At 57.7% G+C, this 26,510-nt stretch carries 23 protein-coding genes; 10 read left to right on the plus strand and 13 right to left on the minus strand.

Annotated elements, in window-relative coordinates; genetic code table 11:
• The first annotated feature begins 1 nt into the window (after position 1).
• From RB602_RS00135 to RB602_RS00160, 6 genes are all read left to right on the plus strand, one after another.
• The gene (locus RB602_RS00135) at positions 2–1,129 is read left to right on the plus strand and encodes an alkene reductase (protein ID WP_317081824.1); all 1,128 of its coding nucleotides are present in this window, start codon (positions 2–4) and stop codon (positions 1,127–1,129) included.
• The gene (locus tag RB602_RS00140) at positions 1,126–1,923 is read left to right on the plus strand and encodes a sterol desaturase family protein (protein ID WP_317081826.1); all 798 of its coding nucleotides are present in this window, start codon (positions 1,126–1,128) and stop codon (positions 1,921–1,923) included. The genes RB602_RS00135 and RB602_RS00140 overlap by 4 nt, the downstream gene beginning before the upstream one ends.
• A 228-nt stretch (positions 1,924–2,151) precedes the next feature.
• Positions 2,152–2,634, plus strand: coding sequence for a MaoC family dehydratase (locus tag RB602_RS00145; RefSeq protein ID WP_317081827.1), 483 nt, complete (start codon positions 2,152–2,154; stop codon positions 2,632–2,634).
• Complete coding sequence (locus RB602_RS00150; RefSeq protein ID WP_317081828.1) at positions 2,631–3,530, plus strand: HpcH/HpaI aldolase/citrate lyase family protein; 900 nt, start codon at positions 2,631–2,633, stop codon at positions 3,528–3,530. The genes RB602_RS00145 and RB602_RS00150 overlap by 4 nt, the downstream gene beginning before the upstream one ends.
• Positions 3,531–3,789: 259 nt before the next feature.
• Entirely contained in the window at positions 3,790–5,595 is a 1,806-nt protein-coding gene (locus tag RB602_RS00155; RefSeq protein ID WP_317081830.1) for a DEAD/DEAH box helicase, read from the plus strand.
• A gap of 77 nt (positions 5,596–5,672) precedes the next feature.
• Entirely contained in the window at positions 5,673–6,782 is a 1,110-nt protein-coding gene (locus tag RB602_RS00160) for a GGDEF domain-containing protein (RefSeq protein ID WP_317081831.1), read from the plus strand.
• A 96-nt stretch (positions 6,783–6,878) separates the two neighbouring features.
• Here RB602_RS00160 and purH read toward each other — a convergent pair whose 3' ends face one another.
• From purH to htpX, 5 genes are all read right to left on the minus strand, one after another.
• Positions 6,879–8,468, minus strand: a complete 1,590-nt coding sequence (purH, locus tag RB602_RS00165) for a bifunctional phosphoribosylaminoimidazolecarboxamide formyltransferase/IMP cyclohydrolase (RefSeq protein WP_317081833.1) — start codon at positions 8,466–8,468, stop codon at positions 6,879–6,881.
• Positions 8,469–8,484: 16 nt separating this feature from the next.
• Entirely contained in the window at positions 8,485–10,398 is a 1,914-nt protein-coding gene (locus tag RB602_RS00170; protein WP_317081836.1) for a heparinase II/III family protein, read from the minus strand.
• Positions 10,395–11,057 carry a ribulose-phosphate 3-epimerase gene (rpe, locus tag RB602_RS00175; protein ID WP_317081838.1) on the minus strand — a complete coding sequence of 221 codons (663 nt, stop codon included), beginning with the start codon at positions 11,055–11,057 and terminating at the stop codon, positions 10,395–10,397. The genes RB602_RS00170 and rpe overlap by 4 nt, the downstream gene beginning before the upstream one ends.
• A gap of 64 nt (positions 11,058–11,121) precedes the next feature.
• Positions 11,122–12,378, minus strand: coding sequence for an RsmB/NOP family class I SAM-dependent RNA methyltransferase (locus tag RB602_RS00180; RefSeq protein WP_317081840.1), 1,257 nt, complete (start codon positions 12,376–12,378; stop codon positions 11,122–11,124).
• Between the two features lie 198 nt (positions 12,379–12,576).
• Entirely contained in the window at positions 12,577–13,473 is an 897-nt protein-coding gene (gene htpX / locus RB602_RS00185; protein WP_317081842.1) for a zinc metalloprotease HtpX, read from the minus strand.
• Between the two features lie 164 nt (positions 13,474–13,637).
• On the opposite strand from htpX, the gene RB602_RS00190 reads away from it, so the two are divergent.
• Positions 13,638–13,844 carry a DUF1674 domain-containing protein gene (locus RB602_RS00190; protein WP_317081844.1) on the plus strand — a complete coding sequence of 69 codons (207 nt, stop codon included), beginning with the start codon at positions 13,638–13,640 and terminating at the stop codon, positions 13,842–13,844.
• Between the two features lie 165 nt (positions 13,845–14,009).
• Here RB602_RS00190 and rpoN read toward each other — a convergent pair whose 3' ends face one another.
• From rpoN to RB602_RS00220, 6 genes are all read right to left on the minus strand, one after another.
• Complete coding sequence (gene rpoN, locus RB602_RS00195) at positions 14,010–15,557, minus strand: RNA polymerase factor sigma-54 (RefSeq protein WP_317081846.1); 1,548 nt, start codon at positions 15,555–15,557, stop codon at positions 14,010–14,012.
• Between the two features lie 67 nt (positions 15,558–15,624).
• Positions 15,625–16,377, minus strand: a complete 753-nt coding sequence (gene lptB, locus RB602_RS00200) for an LPS export ABC transporter ATP-binding protein (RefSeq protein ID WP_317084592.1) — start codon at positions 16,375–16,377, stop codon at positions 15,625–15,627.
• A gap of 179 nt (positions 16,378–16,556) precedes the next feature.
• Complete coding sequence (locus RB602_RS00205) at positions 16,557–17,114, minus strand: LptA/OstA family protein (protein WP_317081848.1); 558 nt, start codon at positions 17,112–17,114, stop codon at positions 16,557–16,559.
• 11 nt (positions 17,115–17,125) lie between these two features.
• Positions 17,126–17,764 carry an LPS export ABC transporter periplasmic protein LptC gene (locus RB602_RS00210; RefSeq protein ID WP_317081849.1) on the minus strand — a complete coding sequence of 213 codons (639 nt, stop codon included), beginning with the start codon at positions 17,762–17,764 and terminating at the stop codon, positions 17,126–17,128.
• A gap of 53 nt (positions 17,765–17,817) precedes the next feature.
• Entirely contained in the window at positions 17,818–18,435 is a 618-nt protein-coding gene (locus tag RB602_RS00215; RefSeq protein WP_317081850.1) for a ribonuclease D, read from the minus strand.
• Positions 18,436–18,453: 18 nt separating this feature from the next.
• On the minus strand, positions 18,454–19,269 hold the full coding sequence (locus RB602_RS00220; RefSeq protein WP_317081853.1) for a TerC family protein: 816 nt from the start codon (positions 19,267–19,269) through the stop codon (positions 18,454–18,456).
• Positions 19,270–19,773: 504 nt separating this feature from the next.
• Here RB602_RS00220 and RB602_RS00225 point away from each other — a divergent pair.
• On the plus strand, positions 19,774–20,523 hold the full coding sequence (locus RB602_RS00225; protein WP_317081855.1) for a cold-shock protein: 750 nt from the start codon (positions 19,774–19,776) through the stop codon (positions 20,521–20,523).
• 197 nt (positions 20,524–20,720) lie between these two features.
• Here RB602_RS00225 and RB602_RS00230 read toward each other — a convergent pair whose 3' ends face one another.
• A complete protein-coding gene (locus tag RB602_RS00230) occupies positions 20,721–24,239 on the minus strand; it encodes an autotransporter domain-containing protein (RefSeq protein WP_317081858.1) in 3,519 nt (1,172 codons plus the stop codon).
• A 241-nt stretch (positions 24,240–24,480) separates the two neighbouring features.
• A complete protein-coding gene (locus RB602_RS00235; RefSeq protein WP_317084594.1) occupies positions 24,481–24,945 on the minus strand; it encodes a Dps family protein in 465 nt (154 codons plus the stop codon).
• A gap of 371 nt (positions 24,946–25,316) precedes the next feature.
• On the opposite strand from RB602_RS00235, the gene rpmG reads away from it, so the two are divergent.
• Positions 25,317–25,484, plus strand: coding sequence for a 50S ribosomal protein L33 (gene rpmG, locus RB602_RS00240; RefSeq protein ID WP_317081860.1), 168 nt, complete (start codon positions 25,317–25,319; stop codon positions 25,482–25,484).
• A gap of 69 nt (positions 25,485–25,553) precedes the next feature.
• Positions 25,554–26,228: a LolA family protein gene (locus RB602_RS00245; RefSeq protein ID WP_406568425.1), complete on the plus strand. Its 675-nt coding sequence runs from the start codon at positions 25,554–25,556 to the stop codon at positions 26,226–26,228.
• Positions 26,229–26,510 lie beyond the last annotated feature (282 nt).

A 26,510-nucleotide genomic window follows, 5' to 3' on the forward strand; every position in this document is an offset into this window, starting at 1 on the left:
CATGACCTGCCTGTTTGACCCGATCCAACTGGGCGCGATTGCCGCGCCTAACCGCATCATCATGGCACCGCTGACCCGCTGCCGCGCAACACAAGGGCATGTCCCCAATCCGATACAGGGCGACTATTATGCCCAGCGTGCCACGGCGGGCCTGATACTCTCCGAAGCCACCGGCATCAGCCAGGAAGGCCTCGGCACCTGTTTCGCCCCCGGAATCTGGAGCGACGAACAGACCGAGGCATGGAAACCGATTGTCGAGCAGATGCATCAAGCAGGCGGGCGGATATTCTGCCAGCTCTGGCATATGGGGCGACTGGTCCATCCCGATTTTAATGACGGCAATCCGCCCATTTCCTCCTCCGCCACCACGGGCCCCGGCAATACCCGCACCTATGAGGGCAAAAAGCCCTATGTCGAGGCGCGACCGCTGGAGCTGTCGGAAATTCCCCGGCTGCTGGATGATTATGCCAATGCGGCGGAAAACGCCAAGCGCGCCGGTTTTGACGGGGTGCAGCTACACAGCGCCAATGGCTATCTGATCGACCAGTTTATCCGCTCGGGTACAAACCATCGCGAGGATGATTATGGCGGCTCGATTGCCAATCGCATCCGATTGCTCGGTGAGGTGACGCAAAGGCTGGTCGGTGTCTGGGGCAAGACCCGCGTCGCGGTGCGTCTCTCTCCCAATGGCGACAGCCAGGGCGCGGATGATGCAACGCCGAACGAGACCTTCAGCGCCGCCGCCAAGCTGCTCAGCGATATCGGCATCGCTTTCCTGGAACTGCGCGAGCCACCGCCCTTTGGCACCTATGGAAACACCGATATACCGGCAGTTAGCCCGCATATTCGCAAAGTTTTCGATGCGCCGCTGATCCTCAACAGCGATTATGACAAGGCGCGTGCCGAAGCGGCCTTGGCCGAGGGCAAGTGCGATGCGATCAGCTTTGGCCGCCCGTTCATTACCAACCCCGATCTGGTTGAACGGCTGCGCAGTAATGCGCCATTGAATCCGGCGCTGGGCGGTGAGACGCCATGGCATTTCACCCCGACATGGTATCTGCAAAGCGCCGAGGGCTATACCGATTATCCCACGCTGAAGCAGGCGACCCGGGACAGCAACGCGGCATGATCGCCGCCGATCAGCCCGGGCTGATCACCTGCATATTGGCCATCACTGCGCTTGTGCTGCTGCTCGCCGAACGGCTGATAGCGCGTCGCCGCCTTACCGATCCACTGACAAAACGCTGGCGCACCCATTTGGGCTTTGTCGTCATCAACCTGCCCATCGAACGCGGGGTGCAGGCGCTGATGGCGATTCTGCTCTATGGCGGCATCAGCGCCCTGGGCAGTGGTCAATTCGGTCTGCTGCCGTTTCTCGGATTGCCCGTCTGGGTGGAATGGTTGCTGGCGGTTCTGCTGCTCGATCTCGCCGTCTGGGTGCAGCATGTAGTCCTCCACCATGTGCCATGGCTGTGGCGCTTGCATAAGGTGCATCATGCCGATCGCGACTTTGATATGACCACCGCGCTGCGCTTCCATCCGCTCGAGATCGGTCTCTCCATGGCGTATAAGATGCTGGTGGCCTTTCTGCTCGGCGTGCCCTTGGGGGCGCTTATCCTGTTCGAGCTGTTGCTGTCGCTCTTTCCACTGTTCAACCACGCCAATATCACCCTGCCCAAGACTCTCGACCGGGCTTTGCGCTGGCTGGTGGTGACACCCGATATGCACCGTATCCATCATAGCACCCTGCCAGAAGAGACTCACAGCAATTATGGTTTCTGCTTTGCGCTATGGGATCGGATTTTCGGAACCTATATCGCCGAGCCGCGAGGCGGGCATAAGGCTATGACCATCGGGCTGGATGAATGGCAGGATGACAAGCCAAGGCGTTTCGGCTGGTCGCTCAAGCTGCCCTTTCGGTGAATGATAAGGTTTCATAAAAGGAAAAAAGAGAAAAAGGATAAAAGGGTCTTCCGAACGCTTTATCCGCGCGAGTTTGGAAGCCGCGACTGCCAAAATCCTTTTTTGCTTTTTTCTCTTTGTGGCTTTTATGAAACCCTTGTCCCACGCCCGGATGGCCACTCATCTTGCCTGTCAGCACGGTGCGATGTAACGCAGATGATGAAAGCATAATACCAAGAGGAGAGCGCCTTGCCCGGCCTGTATTTTGAGGAATTCACCATCGGCCAGACCTTTCAGCATGCACTGCGCCGCACCGTGACAGAGACCGATAATCTGATGTTCTCGGCGATGACGCATAACCCGGCGGCGCTGCATCTCGATGAGCAATGGTGTCAGGAGAATAGCGAGTTCGGCACCCGGATCATAAACAGCTGCTTCACACTCGGCCTGATGGTCGGCATCTCGGTGGGCGACACCACTTTGGGCACCACCGTCGCCAATCTCGGCTGGGATGAGGTGCGCTTCCCTGCCCCGCTTTTTGCCGGCGACACGGTGCGGGTGGAAAGCGAAGTGCTCGATCTGCGTCCCAGCAAATCACGTCCGGGCCAGGGTATCGTCACCTTTGCCCATCGCGCCTATAATCAGAAGAATGAGCTGGTCGCGAGCTGCAAGCGCGCGGCACTGATGCTGCCCAATCCCGACAACACTGCAGACAGGGCAGAAGCCGCATGACCGCCCATTGCCAATTGCCTTTGCGCGCGATGCTTTTCGTCCCCGGCGATTCTGCCCGCAAACAGGAGAAATCGCTGACCAGCGGCGCCGATGCGGTGATTATCGATCTCGAAGATTCGGTGGTGCCGGAAAAGCGCGCCGAAGCGCGGCAACTGACCCATGACTTTATCGCCGCACATAAACATGATGCAGATGCGCCCGATCTCTGGCTGCGGATCAATCCGCTTGATACCCGCGATGCGATTGATGATCTAGAGACGGCACTTGATGCCGATCCGGTCGGCATCGTCCTGCCCAAATGCACAGGCCCGGAACAGGTGGCCGAGCTAGACCATCTGCTGTTCGAGCGCGAGCGCAAGGCCAACCTGCGGGAAGGCAGCACCGCCATCCTGCCAATCGTCACCGAAACTCCCGGCGCGGCGATGACGCTGCACCGCTATCTTGAGGGCAAATTTGCCGGCAAGGCGCGCCTCGCTGGTCTAAGCTGGGGCGCAGAGGATTTAAGCGCCGCCATCGGCGCATCGCGCAAACGTAAGGCGGATGGATCATGGACCTTCCCATATCAGATGGTCCGCGCGCAGGTGCTGCTCACCGCCCATGCTCTGGACGTGCAGGCGATTGATACGCTGCACGCCGATTTCCGCGATACCGAAGGGCTGATCGCCTATGCGCAAGCCGGACGCAGTGACGGTTTTTCCGGCATGCTTGCAATCCACCCCGCTCAGGTCGAACCAATCCAGACCGCCTTTACGCCAAGCGATGAAGAGATTGCCGAGGCCGAAGCCGTAGTCGCCGCCTTTGCCGAAAATCCCGGCGCTGGTGCAGTGTCTTTGGACGGCAAGATGCTCGACAGGCCGCACTTGAAACTCGCTGAGCGGATATTGGCACAGCAATAAAGCTTGCACTTTCTATAAAAACCGACCACATGGCCGCCAGCAGCGCATGTGTCGCGGTGGAATGAACCATCCGATCATATCGACAGCGTGAACGCCGGGCCTGATCCCATATAGGGTAATCAGCGCAATAACCGGACCGGTCGATCATCCATGCGCTAACGGTTTTCACTTCCCTTTTCACGCGGGACGTTTTGCTTCCCGCATCGCTGCACCCGGCAGATATCCGGCGTGTGCGCTGCCTCTATTTGAAGGTATATTCATGTCCTATTTTGAACAGCTTGGCCTTGCCGAGCCCATCATCCGCGCACTCGCCAAAAAAGGCTATGCCGACCCCACGCCAATCCAGAAACAGGCAATCCCTGCCTTGCTCGAAGGCCGCGATCTGTGCGGCATCGCCCAGACCGGAACCGGCAAGACCGCCGCCTTTTCATTGCCCTCGCTGCACCATCTGGCGAGCGAGAACAAGCCGCGCCCGTTCCGCGGTTGCCGCATGCTGGTGCTTTCGCCAACGCGCGAATTGGCAGCGCAGATTGCCGAGAATATGCGCGGCTATGCCCAGCATTTGCGCCTGTCTGTGGAAACCGTGTTTGGCGGCGTGCCGATCAACCGGCAAATCCGCAAGCTGGCGGCCGGCACCGATGTGCTGGTAGCGACACCGGGGCGGCTGCTCGATCTGATCGATCAACGCGCGCTCCAGCTTCGTGATGTTGAGATTTTTGTTCTCGATGAAGCCGATCAGATGATGGATCTGGGCTTTATCGTGCCGTTGAAGCGCATCGACAAATTGCTCCCCAAGCAGCGCCAGAGCCTGTTCTTCTCTGCCACCATGCCCAAGGCAATTGCCGAGCTTGGCGCACGCTTTCTCGATGATCCGGTGACGGTCGAAGTAACGCCCCCTGCCACCACCGCAGAGCGGGTGGAGCAGCATATCACCTATATCAACCAGAAGGAAAAGCAGGCGCTTCTCACCCTCAAATTACACGAATGGGATGTTGAGCGCGCGCTGGTCTTTACCCGCACCAAACATGGTGCCGACCGGGTCGTGCGTTATCTGACTGGTGCAGGTCTCGCCGCTGCCGCCATTCATGGCAATAAGAGCCAGGCGCAGCGCACCACGGCGTTGCAGGGTTTTCGCGATGGCAGGGTGAAAATCCTTGTCGCCACCGATATCGCCGCGCGTGGCATTGACGTTTCCGGCGTCAGCCATGTGATCAATTATGAAATCCCCAATGTGCCCGAGCAATATGTCCACCGCATCGGTCGCACCGCGCGCGCCGGGGCCGATGGTCAGGCGTTCAGCTTCGCCGCGCCTGATGAGAAAGTCTATATCCGCGACATCCAACGCCTTACCGGCGTGCGAATGACACCGATGCCGCTGCCCGAAGGCTTTAACGAGGCCGCCGCCAATCTGCCCGGTCCTGCCAAAATCGAAAAAGGCCCCGGACCGCGCGGTCGCGGAGGACGCAGAGACGCACGTCGCGATGACCGCCGGGACTCCCGCCGCGATGGTCGTCGTTCTGGAAACCGACATGGTCGGCCTGCCCCTGCGATTGGCGATGACCGCGCAGATCAGGGACAGAAACGCAGCAGCTATGACCCGACCGCCTATCGCGAAAAAGATGCCATCGAAGCGCGCGAGCATGACTCACGTGGCGAACGCTCCGGGTCCGGTAATCGCCGAAACAACCGCCATGGTAATGATGGCGGTCAGGGCAAAAAACACAATTTCAATCGTCGGCATGAAAATGGGCGTAATGACAACCGTCATGACGAACGTCAGGGTGATAGCGACCGTCAAGAGCGCGGGTCACGACGCGATAATCGTGGTAATGCGACATCATCAGACGACCAGCGCAACAACAATCGCCGCGATGGCCAGCGCAAGCCCCATGGCGCAAACAAGCATCATCGCAAACCGGATGGCAAGAGGGCAAACAGCACTAGCGGCAAGTCTTATACAGGTAAAAACCATAGTAGCGGCAAATCGGGCGAAAATCGTGGCGGCAACACACCAATGCGGCGGCGTCCTGACGGTCGTCGCTCCGGGCAAAACCGCGCTGGATGACGATGCAGATCTCTTCACGAAAGACCTAAAGTTCTGTGAGTGGAGACCGTTATTATGTCCAACAACAAAAAGTGGACATGATGACAAAACACTCTCACTCCCAATTCCGCAATGCTGAGCCAGCAACATCCGGCCTAGGCAAGCGGGTTATCGAATATTTTGGCTGGAAGGATGCGCCGCCAGAAGAGAAACCGCTGCGGCTGAAAAAGCTGGAGGCGGTCTATGATTTTCTGGACTCTGCGCAATTGGAGCCAACGCCAGAAGCCTATCGGCTCGGCTGGGAGTATCTTTATGGCGCCAACCAGAAACTATGCGCAGAGATTGACGCGCTCATGGAAGAACGCGGCACCGTTCCTTTGGGTTCGGTATATGAGCTGACAGCACAGCATTTGAATATCTTCGACTTTTCCGAGCTTACCAAGCTGATCAACAGCGGCACCCAGGTTCTGCGTCAGGGCCATAAGGTGATTGCTGACAGTCGCGGTGACAATCGCAACTATAGCAAGGCCTTGAAGCAGGAAATGAAACAGATTGATCAGCCTGCTGGCAGTGAAAACCATCTGACAAGACTGTTCAGCCTGACCAATGCAATGATCAAAAAATCGCAAGAGGCAGAACGCCAGCTAAAAGAAGCCGAAAGCAATGTCGTCAAAATGCGCAAAAAGCTGGATGATGCGACACAAAAGGCCGAGACTGATCAGCTTACCGGCCTGCCCAATCGCTGGGCTTTTGAAGATGTTCTGAAGGAAGCGCTGGCGCAATCGAAGAAGAATTTTGAGCCGTTGACGGTCGCCTTTATCGATATTGATCACTTCAAGGCGATTAACGACAATTATGGCCATGATGTCGGCGACAGGGTGCTGAAGCGTATCGCTGGCATATTGAACAGCATGTCGGACGAGCGATGCCATTTGGCGCGTCATGGCGGCGAAGAGTTTGTCACGCTGTTCAGCGACAAAACACCGCAACAAGTGTTCGACATTGTCGACAAAACCCGTGACGAGCTAGCGAGTCAGAATTTCACGATCCGTGAGACCGAAGAGCAGATCGGTACGGTCAGCTTCTCCGCCGGCATCGCCGCCTTGGGCAGCGATGGCGACCCTCGCGCCATGCTAAGACGGGCCGATGCGGCGCTCTATGCGGCCAAGGAAAATGGCCGCAATCAGGTGGTGATTGATAAGAGTTGATCAGGTCTAAGCTCTATCCGTTCGTGTCGAGCGTAGTCGAGAGACGGCAAGTAAAGTGTCTCGACTTCGCTCGACACGAACGGGTTTATCGGACAGTCAATGCCGGAAGTGTCGCATCCCGGTAAAGACCATGGCCAGCCCTGCCTCATCGGCAGCGGCGATCACCTCGTCATCGCGGATTGAGCCGCCCGGTTGAATTACTGCACTCGCCCCAGCCTCGACTGCCGCCATCAGGCCGTCAGCGAACGGGAAGAACGCATCCGAAGCCACTGCTGAACCTTTGGTCAGCGGCTCGGCCCAGCCTTGCGTCTCGGCGGCTTCCTGAGCCTTGGCAAAGGCGATGCGTGCGCTGTCGCGGCGGTTCATCTGGCCCGCGCCAATGCCTGCAGTCTGGCCGTCTTTAGCGTAAACAATGGCGTTGGATTTAACGTGCTTGGCGACGGTCCAGGCGAAGAGACAGTCTTTCAGCTCCTGCTCACTTGGCGCGCGTTTGGTAACGACTTTGAGATCATCCTCAGCCACCGCGCCGTTGTCGCGGCTCTGGATCAGCCAGCCCCCGGCTATGGTTTTGGCCATAATCCCCGGCCGCTTGGCATCGGGCAGATCGCCGGTCAGCAGCAGTCGCAGATTTTTCTTTGCGGCAAATACCGCGCGCGCGGGATCATCGGCGTCAGGGGCGCAGACAACCTCGGTGAAAATGCTGGTGATCGCCTCGGCCGTCGCCGCATCCAGTGGACGGTTGCAGGCGACAATACCGCCAAAGGCCGAGACACTGTCGCACGCCAATGCCTTGTTATAGGCGTCGAGCAATGTCTCGCCCGTCGCCACACCGCAGGGGTTGGCATGTTTGACGATAACCACTGTCGGCGGGCCGTCGGCAAATTCGGCGACCAGCTCCAGCGCCGCATCAGCATCATTGTAATTGTTATAGCTCAGCGCCTTGCCTTGAAGCTGTTCGGCCTGGGCAATCCCGCCCGCCGCCGGACCGCTGGGAAGATAGAGCGCGGCGGCCTGATGCGGGTTCTCGCCATAGCGCAGCGTATCACCGCGCTTTGCCACCATCGGCAGGGTTTCAGGGAATTGCTCGCCTTGGTCGGCAAATCCGAACCAGCTGGCAATCATGCTGTCATAGGTTGCAGTCGCGGAGAACGCCTTGGCCGCCATGCGTTTGCGAAATTCCAGCGTGGTCGCATTGTCGCCATTGTCGAGCTCGGCGATCAGCATGTCATAATCTGCCGGGTCGGTGACGATGGTGACATAGGCATGGTTCTTCGCCGCAGAGCGCACCATGCTCGGCCCACCAATATCGATATTCTCGATAATCTCGGGCCTTTCTGCGCCGCTCGCCGCCGTCTGGGCGAAGGGGTAGAGATTGACCACCACCAGATCGATCGCGCCGATGCCATGCGCCTCCATCGCGCCGGCATGATCAGCATTATCGCGCACCGCCAACAGCCCGCCATGGACCATCGGATGCAGCGTTTTGACCCGGCCATCCATCATCTCGGGGAAACCGGTGAGATCGGAAACATCGCGCACGTCCAGCCCGGCCTCACGCAGCGCCTTGGCGGTGCCGCCGGTGGAGACCAGCTCTACCCCGGCAGCGGCCAGCCGCTGTCCGAGCGGGACAAGACCCGATTTGTCGGACACTGAAAGCAAGGCCCGTTTGATGGTGATGCTGTCCATGCGCTATTCCTCTGGCTTATCCCATTTTCTTCAGGGCCCAGGCAAAATTGCTGCCGCCTGGCCCGGTTTCGCCATGCAGAACGACCTGCTTGGTCGCTTTGGCCCGCCCATAGCCATTGACCCACAGGCTGTCTTCGACGGTCAATTGGCCCTGATTGATCCTCAACTGCCACAATTGACCATCATCGAGCCGCATGATCGCACCCTGGGCATCTTCGGTGCAATGCGCCTCGACATGCTGACCAAGATGAAAACGGATAGCGAGCGGCAGGCTGTCAAACCCAGCCTTGCGCGCCTTGGCACTTTGCGCCGATGGCAGCAGCAAATCCTCGCCGCGCAACTCGCTGCCGTCCGCCTTCAGCACCAGTGCGCGCCGATGGATCAAACCGTGACGACGGACATAGCCATCATGGCTCATCTCCAGCCGGGTCGCGGCATCAATCTCGCGCCGCTCCAGCTCCACCTCATTCACGCCCTTGCCAAGCTTTCCTTTGGGCAGGATCGCGGTGCTGTTGAGATCATCAAGGCACAGCGTTGAATGGGCCGCGGTTGCGCGCAGGCCCTGACAAACATCTTCGGTCAGCATTGCGCCTTCAGCCGACGCACCGCCGCAACTGGTGATAATCCGCTGGCCATTGCTCGACATCTCGAACGCCAAGGTCGAGGCGCAGCCGGTCGCGGCATGGCGGGCAATGGGCGGCGGCCCGGCATCGGCCAGCACCACGGTGCGTCCGGCGGTGATCCGCTGATAGCCCCAATAGCGCGCCTGTCTGAGCGGACGGGCAATGGTGCCGCTGGCCTGCACCAGATGCTCCAGCATCTCGACATTGAGCGCGGGCGCGCCCTGCCATCCGGCCATGCTGCCATCATCATGAGTGACGCCCTGAAACGCCGCCATCGCCATATCCAGCGCCTCATAAATGGCATCGGGCAGATCGGCATCTTCGCTCTGCTCATAAAGCGAGCGCAGCAGCGACAGCACCGCTATCGCCTGAAACTGGTCCATGGGCGCGCGCGAAAACACCCCGCCATCGGCACCAAAGGTGGTCAGCATCGCCCGGCGCAGCCCGGCCTCGCCATAGACGCGGCGCGGATGGCCATCGGGCAGCAAAAGCGAGGCTGCGACCACTCCCGCCCACGCGGTCAGGCGCCTGATGCCGGGCTCTGCCTTATTGGCGGTGCGGTCGAGATGCCGTGCGGTGACTGCCAATTGCGTCAGCACCCGCTTGCGATGCGTCTTGTCACGCCCGCCCATAATCAGCGGTGCATACGCGGCGCAATTCATCAGCCGCCATGCAGCAATATCCGGTCGCCAGGCCGGGACTTTTACGTTCTCGCCATGATTGGCCAGCCATTGCTGCAACAGCCGTTCGGCAAGCGAACGGACCTTTTCGCGCGGCGCTGCCGCCGCCAGATCGCGCAGCCAGCCAAAGCCGTGGAGATAATCCTGAAACCCCTCGGGCCATTTCGCGGCATTGAAATCATAGTCTTTTGCCGGCTGTTCCAGACCAAGATAACGGAAATGCCCGGCGCGGATAGCAGTGCCGCGTGTCGCATTGCCGAGAATGGGATCATCCGGCACCATCTGTAGGCGCAAGGGCGCAGCGGCGCGGAGCCGTAATTTGTGCAACGGGGTTCGCCATGTCAGGCGATAGACGCCATTGATCAGCCGTTCAGAGAGCGACAGGCCTTTCTCATTGTCGGCACGGATAACCAGCGCGCGGTCGGTGAGTTGCTCCGCCGGCTGTGCCGCACTGGCTGGCTCTTCAGCCTCGGCCGCACAGATCTCCGTATTACCGCCCTCAGATTGCCCGGCCTCAAGGATCAGATCAGGCCGCGCCTCCACAGCCCCCAAGGGCAGTGCTATGTCCGAAGCCTGATCGGCAGCGATCGGCTTCTTGGTCAGGTTGGCGCTCGGGTCTGCGTTCATTCGCCCCTCAATGCTTTGATATTGGTGGCATAATGATCCGGCCCGCCCCGGAAGGTTGCGGTTCCCGCCACCAGCACATCGGCACCCGCATCGACACAAAGCGGTGCGGTTTTGGCATCAACGCCGCCATCCACTTCGAGATGAATATCCCGCCCTGTCGCATCGATGCGCTTGCGGATCGCTTCGATCTTGCGCAATTGGCTATCGATAAAGCTCTGCCCGCCAAAGCCGGGATTAACGCTCATCACCAGCACCAGATCGACATCATCAATAATATAATCGAGCGCGCTTTCCGACGTGCCGGGGTTGAGCACAACGCCTGCTTTTTTACCCAGCGAACGGATATGCTGCAATGTGCGGTGAATATGCGGTCCGGCCTCGGGATGCACCGTAATGATATCCGCGCCGGCATCGGCAAAGGCATCGAGATAGGCATCGACCGGCGAGATCATCAGATGCACATCGAACGGCTTATCTGTGTGCGGGCGAAGCGCTTTGACGACCGCCGGGCCGATGGTGATATTGGGCACGAAATGCCCGTCCATCACATCGACATGAATCCAGTCGCATCCGGCTTCATCTATGGCGCGGATTTCCTCACCCAGATGGGCGAAATCAGCCGAGAGAATTGAGGGCGAAATAAGCGGGGTGCGGGCCATATCGTCAGGTAACTTTCACCCCCGACATGCGCAACCGCGCGCGCGCTTTCTGTCCACAAATAAGTCAGTTTTCTCGCTGCATCCGGGCGATAAAGAAACCATCCATCCCGCCAAGCTCCGCCAGATGATGTGGCAAGATGCGGACATATCCCTCATCAGTCGGAGACAGGCCATCGGGAAGCTCATCGGGTGTCACCGCATTGATCAGAAAATCGCTATGGGCGTCGAGAAACTGCCCAATCTGTGCTTCGCCTTCTTCGGGTTCCAGAGAGCACACGGCATAGAGCAGATGTCCGCCGGGTTTTAACCAAGCGGCTGCCTGCTCAAGCATCTTGGCCTGTAGTTGGGCGCGATCTGCAATATCGCGTTCGCTTATGCGATGGAGCACATCGGGATGGCGTCGGAAAATACCGGTGGCTGTACAGGGGGCATCGAGCAGCACCGCATCGGCCTGTGCCTCGGGCTGCCAGCGCAGCGCATCCATGGTGATGATGTTGGCGGCAAGCCCAGTACGCTCGAGATTTTCCGACAGGCGGCGATTGCGTTTTTCCGAGAGATCAAGCGCCGTGACCTGCCATCCCTTCACGGCCAGTTGCATTGTCTTGCCACCGGGCGCGGCGCAGAGATCATAGACGCTGCGACCCGCGCCATTGCCTAACAGGCGGGCGGGCAAGGCTGCGGAGATATTCTGCACCCACCATGCGCCTTCGGCATAGCCGGGCATGGCGGGGACCGGTCCGCTTTCGCTGAGACGAATATGGCCAGGAATCAGCTCGGTGCCGCCCGGATGCGCCGCAGTTTCAGGATCGCGAAGCGTGATATCGATAGGCGGCGCTTTGGCGAGGCCGATGCTGGCAGCTTCGACCATCGCATCGCCCCAATGGTCTCGCCAACGCTGCGCCACCGTTTCCGGCAATGTAGGTTTCTCCGGCAATGCCGGATCGCCACGCATCAGCGCGCCAAATACGCCATGCGCCAGTCGCCTTGGGCCGCCGCTGAGCAGTTCGAGGCCCGTCGCGACGACAGCATGGGCCGGGGTTTTGAGGACAAGCGCCTGTGCCAGCATCATCCGCAGCACCGTGCGTGCCTTGGCATCGTCGGCCAAGGGCTGGCGGGTGCGCGCATCAATCAACGCATCGAGATCAACCATATGGCGCAGCGTTTCCGCCGCGATGGCGCGCGCCATGGCTTTGTCTTCGGGTAGTTCGAGATGGCGACAGGCGCGCGCTTCCACTTGGTCCAGCGCATCGCCCCGGCGCAGTACCGCATCGAGCATGGTCAGCGCGGCTCGGCGCGTGGCTAATCCGGCAATATCGGTCATAGGCTAGATCCTGCCCCTCGGGGGAGGGGAACCGTCGAAGACGGTGGAGGGGCATCTTCGGCAGGATACATAACTCGTGATAATCCACTATCTCGTTTCATGGTTTTGGTAGCTTAGCGCGTTGCCTCAGTAGCAGACCATGCTGCTTGTGCCCCTCCACCAGCTACGCTGGTTCCCCTCCCCGTACCGGGGAGGATATCAGCGGCGACCGGTGGGATTGAGCGCACTGGCGCGGCCCTGACTGCGCTCTGGCGTGCCGCCAAAACCGCCGGACCCCTGACCCATATCGGCGGCAATCTGCTGCAGCGCTTCGATGCGGTCGCCGGTATCGGGGTGGGTCGAGAACAGGCTGCGCACGCCAGCGGGCACGATGTAAAGCTGTGCCGCTGCCGGGTTGCGTTCGCTCACCGGATTGGGGATCTGCTCAGCTTGGCCGGAAATCTTGGCCAGCGCAGAGGCCAGCGCCATTGGCTTGCCGCTAATCTCTGCCCCGCCCTTGTCAGCGCCAAATTCGCGGGTCCGGCTGATCGCCATTTGCACGATCATCGCGGCAAAAGGCGCGACCAACACCGCCAGTAACCCGGCAATTCCGGCATTGCGATCCCGGAAGAACATGCCGAAATTGGCGAGCATGGAAATTGCACCGGCAATCGTCGCCACCATGGTCATGATCAGCGTATCGCGGTTTTTCACATGCGCCAGCTCATGCGCCATCACGCCTTCGACTTCATCCTTGTTGAGCATCCGCAACAGGCCGGTGGTGGCGGCAACAGCAGCATTTTCCGGATTGCGACCGGTGGCAAAAGCATTGGGATGCGGCGTGTCCATCAGATAGACTTTAGGCATGGGCATATCGGCATTGCGCGCCAAATTGGCGACCATATTGTAAAAGTCAGGATGGCTCTGGGCATCGACTTCAATCGCATTGTGCATGCGCAGGACAATCTTGTCGGCATTCCAGAAGGTGAACAGGTTCATACCCGCCGCCACGACCAGCGCGATCATAGCGCCACCTGCGCCGCCCAGCGTATAGCCCAGCGCCATAAACAGCGCGGTCAGCGCCGCCAGCAGCATCATTGTCTTCATCTGGTTCATCACGTCTTTCCCATAGTTGGCAATGACAGCCTTTGCCGCCACTGCATACGCTTTTGCGGGCGGATCGGCCAGTAAACTTGCGAAAAGGCTTGGCCTGATCTGCATCCTTACCCATAATATGTGCAGCGAAACGCAGTTTTTCAATCGCAACAGGAGCAAGGGCGATGGCCAATCAGGACAGCAAAGCGGCACTGGCACAAACGGTGACCCCGGCCCGCAAACGGCCCGACAATGTCAGCCCGCCCAAGCACTGGAAGGCGGACTCCGCGCCAGAGCCTGAGGCGATCAGCCCGGAAGCGAAGGAAGCGCATGCCAATGGCCCGACCCGCTATGGCGACTGGGAGTCCAAGGGCATGGCGATTGATTTTTAGCAGGGCTTTTGCCGCGCTAAGTTCACAAAGTTCACACCTGTGAGGCGCTCTAATAGCCCTCTCTCCTTTAGGGGAGAGGGTTGGGAGAGGGGGTTGTCAAACTAGCACTGCGCAAGCGGATAGTCCCCTCCCCTAGCCCCTCCCCTGAAGGGGAGGGGAACGATCCTATTTCACCAGCATCGCCTTTTCGCGGCGTCTTTGTACTGAGGAACCCAGATTCATCGCCTCGCGATATTTCGCCACGGTGCGGCGGGCGATGTCATAACCCTGATCCTTGAGCATCGCGACCAGCTTATCATCGGAGAGGATCTTTTTCGGGTCCTCATTGTCGATCAGTGTCTTGAGTGCATCTTTGACCGCCGAGGACGACACCGCTTCACCGCCATCGGCGGACTGGATCGCCGTGGTGAAGAAATATTTGAGCTCAAATGTGCCGCGATCACAGTTCAAATATTTGTTGCTGGTCACACGGCTAATGGTGGACTCGTGCATCTCGATCGCATCGGCGACCTGCCGCAAGGTAAGCGGCTTGAGATGCGCCACACCTTCGCGAAAAAAGCCTTCCTGGCGCTTGACGATCTCGGTCGCGACCTTGGTGATGGTGCGCTGGCGCTGATCGAGCGTGCGGATCAGCCAGCTGGCATCATTCAAACATTCATTGAGCCACGCCTTGCTCGCCTTGTCCTGCAGCCCTTCGCTCAGCTCGCTATGATAACGCCGGTTGATCAGCAGGCGCGGCAGCGTCGCCGGGTTCATCTCGATATGCCATCCGGCACCGCCGGGTTTGGGCCTAACAAAGACATCAGGCACTACCGGCGCGGCAGCAGACCCGGCAAAAGCGGCTCCCGGGCGAGGATCATAGTCGCGCAGTTCGGATATCATATCGATGATATCTTCCTCATCGACCCGGCACAGGCGCTTCAAACGCGCAATATCGCGCCGCGCCACCAGATCGAGATTGTCGATCAACCGCGCCATCGCCGGATCATAACGGTCCGCCTCGCGCGCCTGGATCGCGATGCACTCACTCAAAGACCGCGCACCAACACCGCTGGGATCGCTTTGCTGCACCACCGCCAGCACATCTTCCAGATGATCCACCGAGACACCCAGCTGATGCGCCAAGGCCAGCGTATCCGCCTTGAGATAGCCACTATCGTCAATATGGCCGATAATCTGGTCGGCGATCAGCATATCCTCGCCATTGAGCACCGCCGCCACCTGCGCGCGCAGATGGTCATGCAGGCTGATGCTTTCGGCGAGCATATTCTCCCAGTCCGGGCCTTCTTCGCCACCACCACCAGAGACCGCGCTCGCGCCCAGTGCCGCGCTGCCCATCATATCGGCGGCGGAATCATGATGGAACACATCGGTATCGCTGTTGCTGTCGAGCGGCGCATCGGCCTCTCCTGCCCCCGCAGCGATCAGCGTATCGGCGCCGTCAGGGGCAGGCGCATCCTCGAAACCGGCATCTGCGGCGCCGTTCTCTGCGCTGTCACTTATCGTGGCATCGCCTTCTGATGCGTCCTCAGATGATGGCGATTTCTCGCTGGTGCCTTCGCTCTCCAGCAACGGGTTCTTCTCCAACGCCTCGTTGAGATAGCCCTCCATCTCCAGATTGGACAGCGCCAGCAGCTTGACCGCCTGCTGCATCTGCGGGGTCATCACCAGCGACTGTTTCTGCCGAAGGTCGAGGCGGGGGCCTAGCGCCATGGCTGCACCGCCGCTCTATGCTTGGTTACTGTAAGATATTCCAAATCGTGCCGGGTCGATGGCATGGTTACAATGCAAACCCCTCACCGAGATAGAGCCGCCGCACATTGTCATCATTGACCAAGGCTTCGGGGGAGCCGGAAAACAGCACCTGGCCATCATAGATGATGCAGGCACGATCGACGATATCCAGCGTCTCGCGCACATTATGATCGGTGATCAACACGCCGATGCCACGATCCTTGAGCTGCAGCACCAGCTGGCGGATATCAGCGATCGAGAGCGGATCAATGCCGGCAAAGGGTTCATCAAGCAGAACTATCGAAGGATTGGCCGCCAGTGCACGGGCGATTTCACAACGCCGCCGCTCACCACCGGAAAGCGCCATAGCCGGAGCATCACGCAAGCGGGTCAGACCGAATTCGTCAAGCAGCTTATCCAGTTCCGCCTCACGCGCAGCCTTGTCCGGCTCGGCCATTTCCAGCACCGCCATGATATTCTGCTCAACTGTCATGCCGCGGAAGATCGAGGTTTCCTGCGGCAGATAGCCAAGGCCGAGAACCGCGCGGCGATACATCGGCAATGCAGTGATATTCTCGCCATCAAGCACGATGCGCCCGGAATCAGGCTTCACCAGACCCATGATCGAATAGAAGCAGGTGGTCTTGCCCGCGCCATTGGGGCCGAGCAGTCCAACAACTTCACCCTTGGCCACTGACAGCGAAATATCGGTCAGCACCGGGCGGCGGTCATAGCTCTTGGCAATAGAGACCACCGCAAGGCCATTCTCCAAGGCATCAGGGTGCAGCGCAGACGCCATGCCATCAACAGCGGCAGGGCTGACATCAGCAGTTGTGGTTATGTCGTCCATAAGGTCCAGATCTTTAGTCCTGCTCTTGCTTTACACCATCATCTGCCTGACGGAATCGCATTGCAAGCCTAATTCTATAAATGCAAGCAAGTTTCATGCCTGTTAACGCATGACACGCTTTTTGCCGATTAATTGCTGCTATCGTTGCGCTGCGGCACGGTGAAGCTGCCGCTGACCCGGCCATTGCGGCTGTTGACATTATTGGCACCACCGCCCGATGCCCGGCCATCAATACTGGTCAGGCCTGTGGTCAAATCAATCACCAGCCGCTCACCATTCAGCCTGTCGCCCGCACGGTTAAGGCGGACATTGCCGATCATGGTGATGATCCGCCGGTCGAGATCATAGATCGCGCTCTGGCCGCGTGCATTGGTATCGCCCTTGCTGACGGTCACACCGCCCAGCGCATCGATACGCTGGATATCGGTGCTGCCAATATCGCGAAATGCCACCGTCACCCGAGATGCTTGAAGGTTTAGGCCCGCCTGATTGATCGCGACACCACCGCTCAAGACGACGCGGTCCTGCCGCTGCTGCAGCTCGATACGTGCGGCGTCGAAATCCACGGGTGCGTTGCTGTTATGGGTAAACAGAGACTGAGCTTGGCCATCACCAGGGACCGTCAGGGCAACCGCCGCTAAGGCCACTGCAACTCCGGCAAAGAGCCATTTGCTCGTTCGAGGCATTTTCATGTCCTTCATCTCAATTGCCCCTGCTCTATCCGCATCGACGCATTGCCCACCAGTGTCACAGTCCTTTGTTCCAGATCAGCACTGAGCTGATCAGCACGAAAAGTGCCCACCGACGTGCGACCACTTACCGCGCCCCGGCTTTGCAATGTTCGTTCTTTCAAATCAACATCAACGTCACGGGTGATCATGCGATAGCCATTGGCGGCGTTGAAGCGGATAGGGCCATCAATGCGGACGGTCTCGGCTTCCATGTCATAGCTGCCCTCATTGGCATCAAGTGTCCCCGGCCCAGATGCCAGCAATATCCGCGCGGTCAGGTCTTCCAGTTCGACAACCGGAACATCTGAGCTACGCTGCACCGCCCTGCCTGCCTTGAGGGAGAAAGGCCGCCCCTTGCTGTCCTTGCCGCGATAGAGCGCATCAGTGACCCGCATTCGTTCATTGGCGATTTCTACCGTATCTTTGTCGAGCAAAAAGCTGAGCTCTGAACGCTGTACCAAGGGTGCGAGGACCAGAAACGCAACCAGCGCACCGATGCCCAAGGGCAGCACCCGCTGCAACAGCCGCACGATCGTATCATGACGGCTGCCCGGCGCGGCGAAAAGCTGGCGCTGGCTTCTTTGCTGTTCTGCCCTTTGGGTCATAGACTTTCCCGGAGGGCAGCAGGATTGCCGACGCCTCTCGCGGCCTCTAAATATTAACTATGGGCGAAAATATCAATTTCCGGCCAGCCAATAATGTCCAGTTCGGCGCGATGCGGCAGAAAATCGAAACAGGCCTGGGCGATATCCATCCGCTTCTCGCGCTCCAGCCGCTCGGTCAGCTTGTCGCGCAAATCATGCAGAAAGCGTACATCGCTGGCGGCATAGTCGCATTGCGCGTCACTCAGTTCCGGTGCACCCCAGTCGCTTGACTGCTGCTGCTTGGAAATCTCCTTGCCCAGCATCTCGCGCACCAGTTCTTTCAGGCCATGGCGATCCGTATAGGTGCGCACCAACCGTGATGCGATTTTGGTGCAGAAAACCGGTTCGGCCATGACGCCAAGATAATATTTGATCGCAGCGAGATCAAAGCGACCGAAATGATAGAGCTTGGTGCGATTGGGGTCGGCGAGAACCGCTTTCAGATTGGGTGCGGCAAAGTCGCTGTCAGGGGCAAAGCGGACAAGATGTTCATCGCCGCTGCCATCGCTGATCTGCACCAGGCACAGTCGGTCGCGAGGCGTGATCAAGCCCATGGTCTCGGTATCAACCGCCAGCGCGCCCTCGCCCAAAGCGTCTGCCGGAATATCTTCCTGATGGAGATGTACTGCCATGTGTTGTTCGCCCCGTTGCTATTCTTTTTCTGTTCCTGATGCGCTGATCTCGTCCGGTACGCCCGCCGCGCGCGGCACCATGCCGCGCTTTTTGCGCCGGGCATCGCGCGCCAAAATGTTGAGAAATTCGACCAGCGCCGAAAACGCCATGGCGCCGTAAATGACTTCTTTCGGTACATGAAAGCCAAAGCCATCGGCTATCAGGCTGGCGCCAATCATAAACAGAAAAGCCAGCGCCAGCATAACCACGGTCGGGTTCTGCTCGAGGAACCGCGCCAAGGGTCCGGCAGAGACCAGCATCACCGTCACTGCCACAATCACCGCAATCACCATGATGACGATATGATCGGTCATGCCAACGGCAGTGATGATCGAGTCCAGCGAGAACACCAGATCGAGCATGATGATCTGGCTGATCGCGGCGGCAAAACCGATTTCCACCTTGTTCTGTACCTCGGCCATATCGTCTATCGCCGGGTCATAATCGACATTATGGTGGATTTCCTTGGTTGCCTTCCACACCAGAAACAGGCCACCGGCAATCAGGATCAGATCGCGCCAGGAAAAGCCATGGCCGAAAGCCGAGAAGATCGGCGTCGTCAACTGGACGATAATGAACACCAGACTAAGCAGCACCAGCCTTAGGCCCAGAGCCAGGCTGATACCGATAACCCGCGCTCTTGGCCGGATGGTTTCAGGCAGCTTGTTGGTGATGATCGAAATGAAGATCAGATTGTCGATGCCGAGCACCACTTCCATGGCAATCAGCGCCGCCAATGCGGCCCAAGCGGCGGGCTCTGCAAAAATGCTGAAAGTGGCAGCGAGATCGACCATGGCGTTCCCTTGCCCAATTGCCCCGCCGCTGGCAAGCGTGACGGGATATGCCGCCAACAAAATTGGGGGATAACGCGTTTCGCCTCCCAGACAGAAACAGGCATAGCGCCAGGTTCCAATCGAGGAAAAACAGGGCCGCTCAAGAGCGTGGCAAGCAATAGAAGCAGCCTATCGACTAAAAGCCCGGAACATTAGTCAGGCAATACGCAGCAAAACTGCAACAATGATTCGTTAAAGTATTCGCCGAAGAGGGTTTTTTGCGGTATAGAGAGTCGCTGAGAAGGGCTTTAAGGGTTCATTAAGAGACAATAATCACGGAAAAGACAGAATCAAAACGCTGATAATGCACATGGGATTCTATGGCTGAATCAGCGGCTCATCCAATGTGAGATGATATAAGGTTATGAATTGAGGGTGTATTTCCCTCTTAAGGTAAAGGCTTCCCGGCGTCCCGGAACTTTTGCTTGATATGCTTGGGGCGGACTTGAAAGTGACGAACAGATTATGGGTTTTGATAGAGGGCGCCGTGGCCGGGGCCGGGACAAACGGGACGGATTTGGCGAAGACAGTTTTGACGGCTTCCCCCCGCCTGGTGATTTTGGCGGTGGCTTTGATAACCGGGGCGGCGGCTTTGACAATAATGGCGGTGGTCGCGGTGGCGGCGGTTATGACAACCGACGCGGCGGTGGCGGCTTTGGCGGTGACCAAGGCGGTGGCGGCTTTAATCGCGGCGGTGGCGGCGGTGGTCGCGGCGGCGGCATGCCAGCCCAGGTTGTCGGCGAAGGCAGCGGCACGGTAAAATTCTTCAACGGCAATAAGGGCTTTGGCTTTATTCAGCGCGATGGCGGCGGCGATGATGTCTTCGTCCATATCAGCGCGGTCGAGCGCGCCGGGCTGGAAGGCCTTGCCGAGGGCCAGAAGCTCAAATTCACTCTGATCGATCGCGGCGGCAAGGTTTCCGCCAGCGATCTGGAGATTGACGGCGAGGTCATCCCGGTACAATCCAAACCGGCCCCGCCTCAGCGAGAGCTCACCGGCGAACGCGCCAGCGGTACGGTCAAGTTCTTCAATTCGATGAAGGGCTTTGGTTTTATCCAGCGTGACGATGGCGAGGCCGATGCCTTTGTCCATATATCCGCCGTAGAGCGCTCCGGCATGCACGGCCTGAATGAAGGCGACCGGCTCGACTTCGACCTTGAGGTTGATCGCCGCGGCAAATATTCCGCGGTCAATCTGGTCGCCAAAACCGAATAGGCACCTCGTCGACGAGATATCCTATATAAGAATGCGCAGGGGCCGCTGATGTTTCAGCGGCCCTTTTCGTTTCTGTTGCCGAAACAACGCTGGCGCTTGGAACGGAACATATCTGTGCCTTTTGCAGATGGTCATTCATGCAAAAAGGGGCGCCCCTAAGGACGCCCCCATTGTTTGCAATAGCGTCTGATCGATGATCAGAAGCGGATACGAACGCTGCCCGAATAGGCCTGATTCTGGAAGTCCGAACGGCCAATAGTGGTCTCGGCAGACACCCCAATGGTGACATTGCCTGTGTCATAATTAATGCCAACGCCGGCCTCGACCCAGTTGCTGTCATCCGATGCGATGGCAAAGGGAGCGAGCCCACCAACACCGCCAACGAAATTGGCGCCAAAGGTCGCATCGCGGTCCAGGAAGTCATGGACATAATCCGCACGAATCCATGGACGGAAGCTGTTGCCCGGCTTGGTCGTTGCTGTGACGCCAATACGACCCTGCAGCGTTTCAAACGCGTCACGATCAATATTCAGCGCCGGCGCGCCGCCAGTTTCCTGCAGATCAGTGAAGCTGACCGACTGGAAGTTCAGGGCTGCTCTTGGGCGGAAGACCAGCGTTTTGGCTTCAAAGTCCTTCGACACACCGATTTCAGCGGTATAGGCAAAGCTGTCATCATCGCTTCTCAGATCGAAGCTGTTGGCACCAATGGCCACATTACGTTGAGTCTCTGCGCTATAATTACCGACACCGATTTGGGTATCAAAGGTGATACCCGAGTTGGTACGATAGGCACCGTAGATAGTGGCCTGCAGCATCTGGCCCTGGGCCTGCTGTGCGCCCTGAGAGGTGCCATCAACATCGCTGTACGACAGTGAAATACCGAAGACGCTGTTGGCATCAGGCAAATATTCCAGGCCGCCGGCAAGGAAGAAGCCATCAAACTGGTCATCGCGCGTGGTGATGGCTGCAGGCATACCGACACCCTCACCAACCAGGAAGCCGCCAGAGAGGAACAGCGCGAAGTCCGAGGACAGACCGGAATTCTCATTCACGGTTTCTTCAGCATCCTGCGCAGCGGTTACTGCGGCAAAGGCACCCTGTGTCGGCAGCCCCATGGACGCCGCTGATGCCAGTTGAATAGCCGAATTGTTCATCGCCACTGTGCCGCCACGGTCTGTATCAAAGGCGGAGGCAAGACGGTTGCGATAGAAACCGGTCATGCTGTTCAGCATCATTTCGGCGATGCTGAGGTTGGTGGTTTCCGTCGCTGGTGCCAAGCCTTCGAGCGTTGCGCCAAGCGTTGCCGCATCGGCCATCTCGGTGAAGCGATAGATATCGCCAAATTGCGACAAACCATTGCCTCTGTTCTGGTCGAGCAGAGCCGCATAGCTGTTCTGCACCGCTGAGGTACGATCTACAACGCTGGCGTAGGAGTTGACATTGACGATCAGGTTGACGGAAGTCACGCCGGTTTCCTCGTCGGTAACCGTCGCGAAATCGGTTCCAAGCACAGCGCTGCCAAAATCGGAGCTGAAACTGTTGGTTACCTCGCCTTCTGCAGTCGCAACGGTGAACGTATCGCCATCGTTGAAAAGGAATTCGCTAATTTGATTGATCGCGACATTGCCGCCCAGATCAAGATTGCCGCTGGTGCCTGCTTCGGCATCTTCTGGCGCGACTACCCGGATCAGATCAGAATTGCCTGCCGCGTCAACATCCAGCGCATATGTGCTGCCTGATGCCAGGATGACATTGCCTTCTATCGTGAGGGTACCAATAGTTCCATCACCGCCGGGCGAGATGGTGCCAGCCATATTTGTCAGGAATGGGGTCTCGACTGTTCCTGTGCCGCTTAAGGTGCCGGCAAACAGGCTATAGTCATTGATCATCGACAAATTGCCATCGACATTAACCGACCCACCCATTTGGGTAGCACCCAACCAAGTGAAAAGATCCCCTTCGGCGGCTATATCGAGACCAGCCTCACCCATAATCGTCAGGCGATCGATTTCTACCTCACTGTTCAACGTCGTCGTGCCTGCTCCAGACAGGGTGACATCGAAATAGCGGCCATTGACGCTGTTTGCGATATCGGGATCAATATTGTCAGGAACAAAGCCGGTCGCGCCAGGCAAGCCATTTGCCAATGTCGGGTCAGGCAATGGTTCAGGCTCCGGAGTGGTCTCGGCATCCCCTTCATTGTGCGGAGCGTTCTCGGCAGATTCAACAGCAAGTTCCGTCGAGGCGGCAATGGCAATATCTGTGACCGAAGTGACAGAGCCTGATATCGCCGCGTCCTCATCTCCGTCTGCGGTAATCGCACCAGCGCCCGGTTCAGAAACAGTGATGTCGGCACCTTCGAAAACGATCTCCGCTTCACCGCGATTATTGAAAATATCGGTTGCGGGTGCGGCGGCTGGTGGATCAATCGGGTCGCCATCCGGGGTCGTAACCGCACCGGTAGCGAGATCAACGCATTCATTAGGTCCAAGGGCCGGTGCCGAAATACCTTCAACACAGATACCACCCCAATCGCCTTCAGTACCGTTCAGGCCGAGTTCCGGAGTAGTGGGAACACCATTAACGATGTTTCCATCGCCATCAATGATCCGGTAATTAGGATCAAGCAGCGTCACCCAGTGGTCCGGGTCTTCCCAATTACCATCGCCGCCATTGGTGCCTACATAGCGATAAGGGTTCACCTCCGCGATATATTGCCAATAGAGCGAGAGCGGTTGATAAAAGCTGGTTGTACCGAGAATGTTGGAGACGCCAAAGAAGCTTGAGCCGCCAGACAGGACACCAAGTACCAAGTCTTCATCGGTGATGTCATTGTTGGCCGCATCAAGGATCAACGGGCCACCAGAATCACCTGGCGCCGTAATGCCTTCATTAGGACGCGCATCATCCTGATGGACGTTAAAATCGAAGAAAAAGTCGTCAGGGTTTTGGGCGTCAAAATCGATCTGGTAAAGATTTTGCGGCAGGGATGGATCATCTGGACCAAAAACCGCATCGTTACGATCATCTAAAGAAAGAAAACCGCCGAGAATATTCTCCGCAGCACGACGACGGAAATCAATACCAGTGATATCACCGTCCAAAGCCGTGCCCGTGCGACCATAACCGGTAATGTTGACGTTATAGCCTGTGCCTGTAACCGGATCGATTCCATCCGGCGCGGGCAGGGTAGAGAACAGCAGAGCCCAAGTCGGGATACCAGTTGCAGGCGTATCAAGCGTGGCCATCGCAATATCCGCTTCGATAAAGCCAAGCGCCTGCGGATTTTGCAGCGAGCGGGGATCATATTGGATTTGGCTAATATTGTAGACAAATAGTTCAGGGTTGGAAGCACTGGTACCGAACCAGTCAATCAGGCCCGGAAAAGCATCGACCTCAAAAGCCACCGCTGCACGCTGGGTAACGCCATCATAATCGCTGGCAGGTCGGTCATTCACGCAATGGGCGGCAAAAAGAAATGCGCGCGGATTGATAAGGCTACCGGTGCATATACCAATACCGCCCTCGCCGGGTGTGTTGGTAATAATAATACCAACGCCATTAACCCCGCCTTCTTCATCAACAATCGCGTCACTGTCTGTCGTCTCATTTGGCACAATAGCCATTGCCGGAGCCGCTGCCAGCATGGATGCCAATACAGCCGTTGCCGCGCCCGCGCGGAAACCGCGGACGCATGTCGTGCGCAAATTTGTCATGATTCTTCCCTTGTTTTCACTTACTCCCGTTTTGGATCGCACCAAAATGGACAGGAAACAAGGTCCGATACGGATTAAAAGGCAGTTTCGTGACAGTTTTACGAGGCTGTGCTAAATTTGAAACACTTGATTACTAATATGAAATAATCTGAAATGGGTGTTTACAGCGGTTATCTCCAGCCGACCATATGTCTCCCCATTTCAGATTTATGAAGTATTGACATCTTTACCAACCGGCCAGCTATCCAAGAGATTCCGCAAGGAACCATGCGCGTTTTTCCGCCTGATCGGTCCAGTCATCAATAATACCATCGGTTGCATTGTCGCCTGCCTCACCAGCCAGCGCCTTGGCCTCACGCAGCCGCGCAACGATGGTGAGATTATCCTCGCGCAGCTCTTTCAGCATGGCATTGGCATCAACCGCATCGGCATCATTGTCGGTGATGGTCTGCCGCCGTACGATATCGCCGATGGAAGTCAGTGAGCGATGGCCATTTTTTCGCACCCGTTCGGCAACATCATCGGTTATCGCCAATATCTCTGCCGCCTGTTCATCAAGCATCAGATGATAATCGCGGAAATGCGGCCCGCTGACATGCCAGTGAAAATTCTTGGTTTTCAGAAACAGTGCATAATAATCGGCCAGCAGACCGTTAAGAGAATCTGCCAGAGCCGCTTTGGAATTGCTAATATCGTTCGCCATCATAGCCTCCTGTAAAGCCTGGCCATCACGCCGCGCGATGGCCGTTCTCATCTACGCATGGGATATAGGGTCTCCGGGTGCGTTTTTGAGAGGACAGAGCCGGCAATTATTCCACTTAGAGTGACCGTATTTTTCACTTATGTACTCACGGCATTGGCGCGCCTCTAATGCCGCGCAAGACTTACCGAAAATGCCTTTCCGGGCTTGACTTTCGCGCCAAAAACCATAGAGAGCGCCGTTCGGATGCGATGTGCCGTAGCGCCTCGCGGAAACATTACGTCGAATCGGTAGCGGTTTTGTTCAGGGCCAATCTTGGCCGACACACAAACACCCCGAGACGATGAAACAGAATATTTCTTTGAGGACTTTAGATCATGGCCAAACCAGCCACCGTTAAAATCAAGCTCGTCAGCACCGCCGATACCGGCTTCTTCTATGTTACCAAGAAGAACCCGCGCAATATCACTGAAAAGATGACGTTCCGGAAATATGACCCGGTTGCAAAAAAGCATGTCGAGTTCAAGGAAGCCAAGATCAAATAATCTGGCGCTTCACTTTCAAGTGGGTTCAGCCGCTATTCAATCCATTTCCGGCATAAGTGCCGCATGAACATGGAAAAACTGATTGATCGCCATCGCTACGCACTGCCTCTTTTGGGGTTGGTCGCTGCGCTAGCCATTCTTGTCGGCATGGCGGGCATTGCCATCAGCTTTGCCGGCACCGCGCATGCGCAATCTGCCAATTCAGGCGCGGCAGACCTGCAAAAGATCGAGCGCCACCTGCGCGACATCAACACGCTCACTGCCAATTTCGTCCAGACTGACCGCAGCAACCAACAATTAAGCGGCAAGCTGATGCTGAAGCAGCCAGGCCGTATCCGCTTTGAATATCAGAAGGACGCCGAGCTGCTGGTGGTTGCCGATGGCCGGGCACTGACCTTGATCGACTATCAGGTTAATCAGGTTCAGCGCTGGCCGATCAAGGAAAGCCCATTGGGGGCGCTGCTTGACCCCAAGCGCGATATCACCCGTTATGGCCGTCTGCTCGAGACCGGTAACAGCGATGTGCTAAGTGTAGAGGTCAAGGACACGGACCGCCCGGAATATGGCACCATCACCATGGTCTTCCGCCGCGATGCCTCTGCGCCTGAGGGCATTGAACTCGCGGGATGGGTCGCGCTCGACTCGCAGAACAAGCGCACCACCATCAGCCTGAGCGAGCATCGCTATAACCGCCCAATTGCGGATTCGGTCTTTAAATGGCGCGATCCGCGCAAGAGCCGCTAGGCTTTAGAGAGCCTATAGGCAATTTTACATTATTATACACGATGAGATGCCTTGCTGGTGCGATCAATGTCATGGGCTGCCGATTATCGTTCATCTAACCGCAAGCCGCCGCTGACTAGTCTTTAGTTATCCGGCGAAGAGGAGTTTCCCCCTGTTGCTCTTGACCTTCCCGGATTTGGCGTGACGAACGCACAAAGAGACCCTCGTTCCAATGCCCCCGGGACGAGGGTTTTTTGTGCCTCATTTTTCCTCTCTTGTTGAGAGCGCAAACCATCATATGCC

Source organism: Parasphingorhabdus sp. SCSIO 66989, assembly GCF_032852305.1.
Lineage (GTDB): Bacteria > Pseudomonadota > Alphaproteobacteria > Sphingomonadales > Sphingomonadaceae > Alterisphingorhabdus > Alterisphingorhabdus coralli.

Coding starts and splice junctions, on each gene's coding strand:
- RB602_RS00215 (WP_317081850.1), bottom strand. CDS start 18,435: ATGGCAGTACATCTCCATCAGGAAGATATTCCGGCAGACGCTTTGGGC.
- RB602_RS00230 (WP_317081858.1), bottom strand. CDS start 24,239: ATGACAAATTTGCGCACGACATGCGTCCGCGGTTTCCGCGCGGGCGCG.
- rpoN (WP_317081846.1), bottom strand. CDS start 15,557: ATGGCGCTAGGCCCCCGCCTCGACCTTCGGCAGAAACAGTCGCTGGTG.
- RB602_RS00160 (WP_317081831.1), top strand. CDS start 5,673: ATGATGACAAAACACTCTCACTCCCAATTCCGCAATGCTGAGCCAGCA.
- RB602_RS00210 (WP_317081849.1), bottom strand. CDS start 17,764: ATGACCCAAAGGGCAGAACAGCAAAGAAGCCAGCGCCAGCTTTTCGCC.
- RB602_RS00135 (WP_317081824.1), top strand. CDS start 2: ATGACCTGCCTGTTTGACCCGATCCAACTGGGCGCGATTGCCGCGCCT.
- rpe (WP_317081838.1), bottom strand. CDS start 11,057: ATGGCCCGCACCCCGCTTATTTCGCCCTCAATTCTCTCGGCTGATTTC.
- htpX (WP_317081842.1), bottom strand. CDS start 13,473: ATGAACCAGATGAAGACAATGATGCTGCTGGCGGCGCTGACCGCGCTG.
- RB602_RS00140 (WP_317081826.1), top strand. CDS start 1,126: ATGATCGCCGCCGATCAGCCCGGGCTGATCACCTGCATATTGGCCATC.
- rpmG (WP_317081860.1), top strand. CDS start 25,317: ATGGCCAAACCAGCCACCGTTAAAATCAAGCTCGTCAGCACCGCCGAT.
- RB602_RS00220 (WP_317081853.1), bottom strand. CDS start 19,269: ATGGTCGATCTCGCTGCCACTTTCAGCATTTTTGCAGAGCCCGCCGCT.
- RB602_RS00180 (WP_317081840.1), bottom strand. CDS start 12,378: ATGACCGATATTGCCGGATTAGCCACGCGCCGAGCCGCGCTGACCATG.
- RB602_RS00155 (WP_317081830.1), top strand. CDS start 3,790: ATGTCCTATTTTGAACAGCTTGGCCTTGCCGAGCCCATCATCCGCGCA.
- RB602_RS00235 (WP_317084594.1), bottom strand. CDS start 24,945: ATGATGGCGAACGATATTAGCAATTCCAAAGCGGCTCTGGCAGATTCT.
- RB602_RS00150 (WP_317081828.1), top strand. CDS start 2,631: ATGACCGCCCATTGCCAATTGCCTTTGCGCGCGATGCTTTTCGTCCCC.
- RB602_RS00245 (WP_406568425.1), top strand. CDS start 25,554: ATGGAAAAACTGATTGATCGCCATCGCTACGCACTGCCTCTTTTGGGG.
- RB602_RS00190 (WP_317081844.1), top strand. CDS start 13,638: ATGGCCAATCAGGACAGCAAAGCGGCACTGGCACAAACGGTGACCCCG.
- lptB (WP_317084592.1), bottom strand. CDS start 16,377: ATGGCGTCTGCGCTGCACCCTGATGCCTTGGAGAATGGCCTTGCGGTG.
- RB602_RS00225 (WP_317081855.1), top strand. CDS start 19,774: ATGGGTTTTGATAGAGGGCGCCGTGGCCGGGGCCGGGACAAACGGGAC.
- purH (WP_317081833.1), bottom strand. CDS start 8,468: ATGGACAGCATCACCATCAAACGGGCCTTGCTTTCAGTGTCCGACAAA.
- RB602_RS00205 (WP_317081848.1), bottom strand. CDS start 17,114: ATGCCTCGAACGAGCAAATGGCTCTTTGCCGGAGTTGCAGTGGCCTTA.
- RB602_RS00170 (WP_317081836.1), bottom strand. CDS start 10,398: ATGAACGCAGACCCGAGCGCCAACCTGACCAAGAAGCCGATCGCTGCC.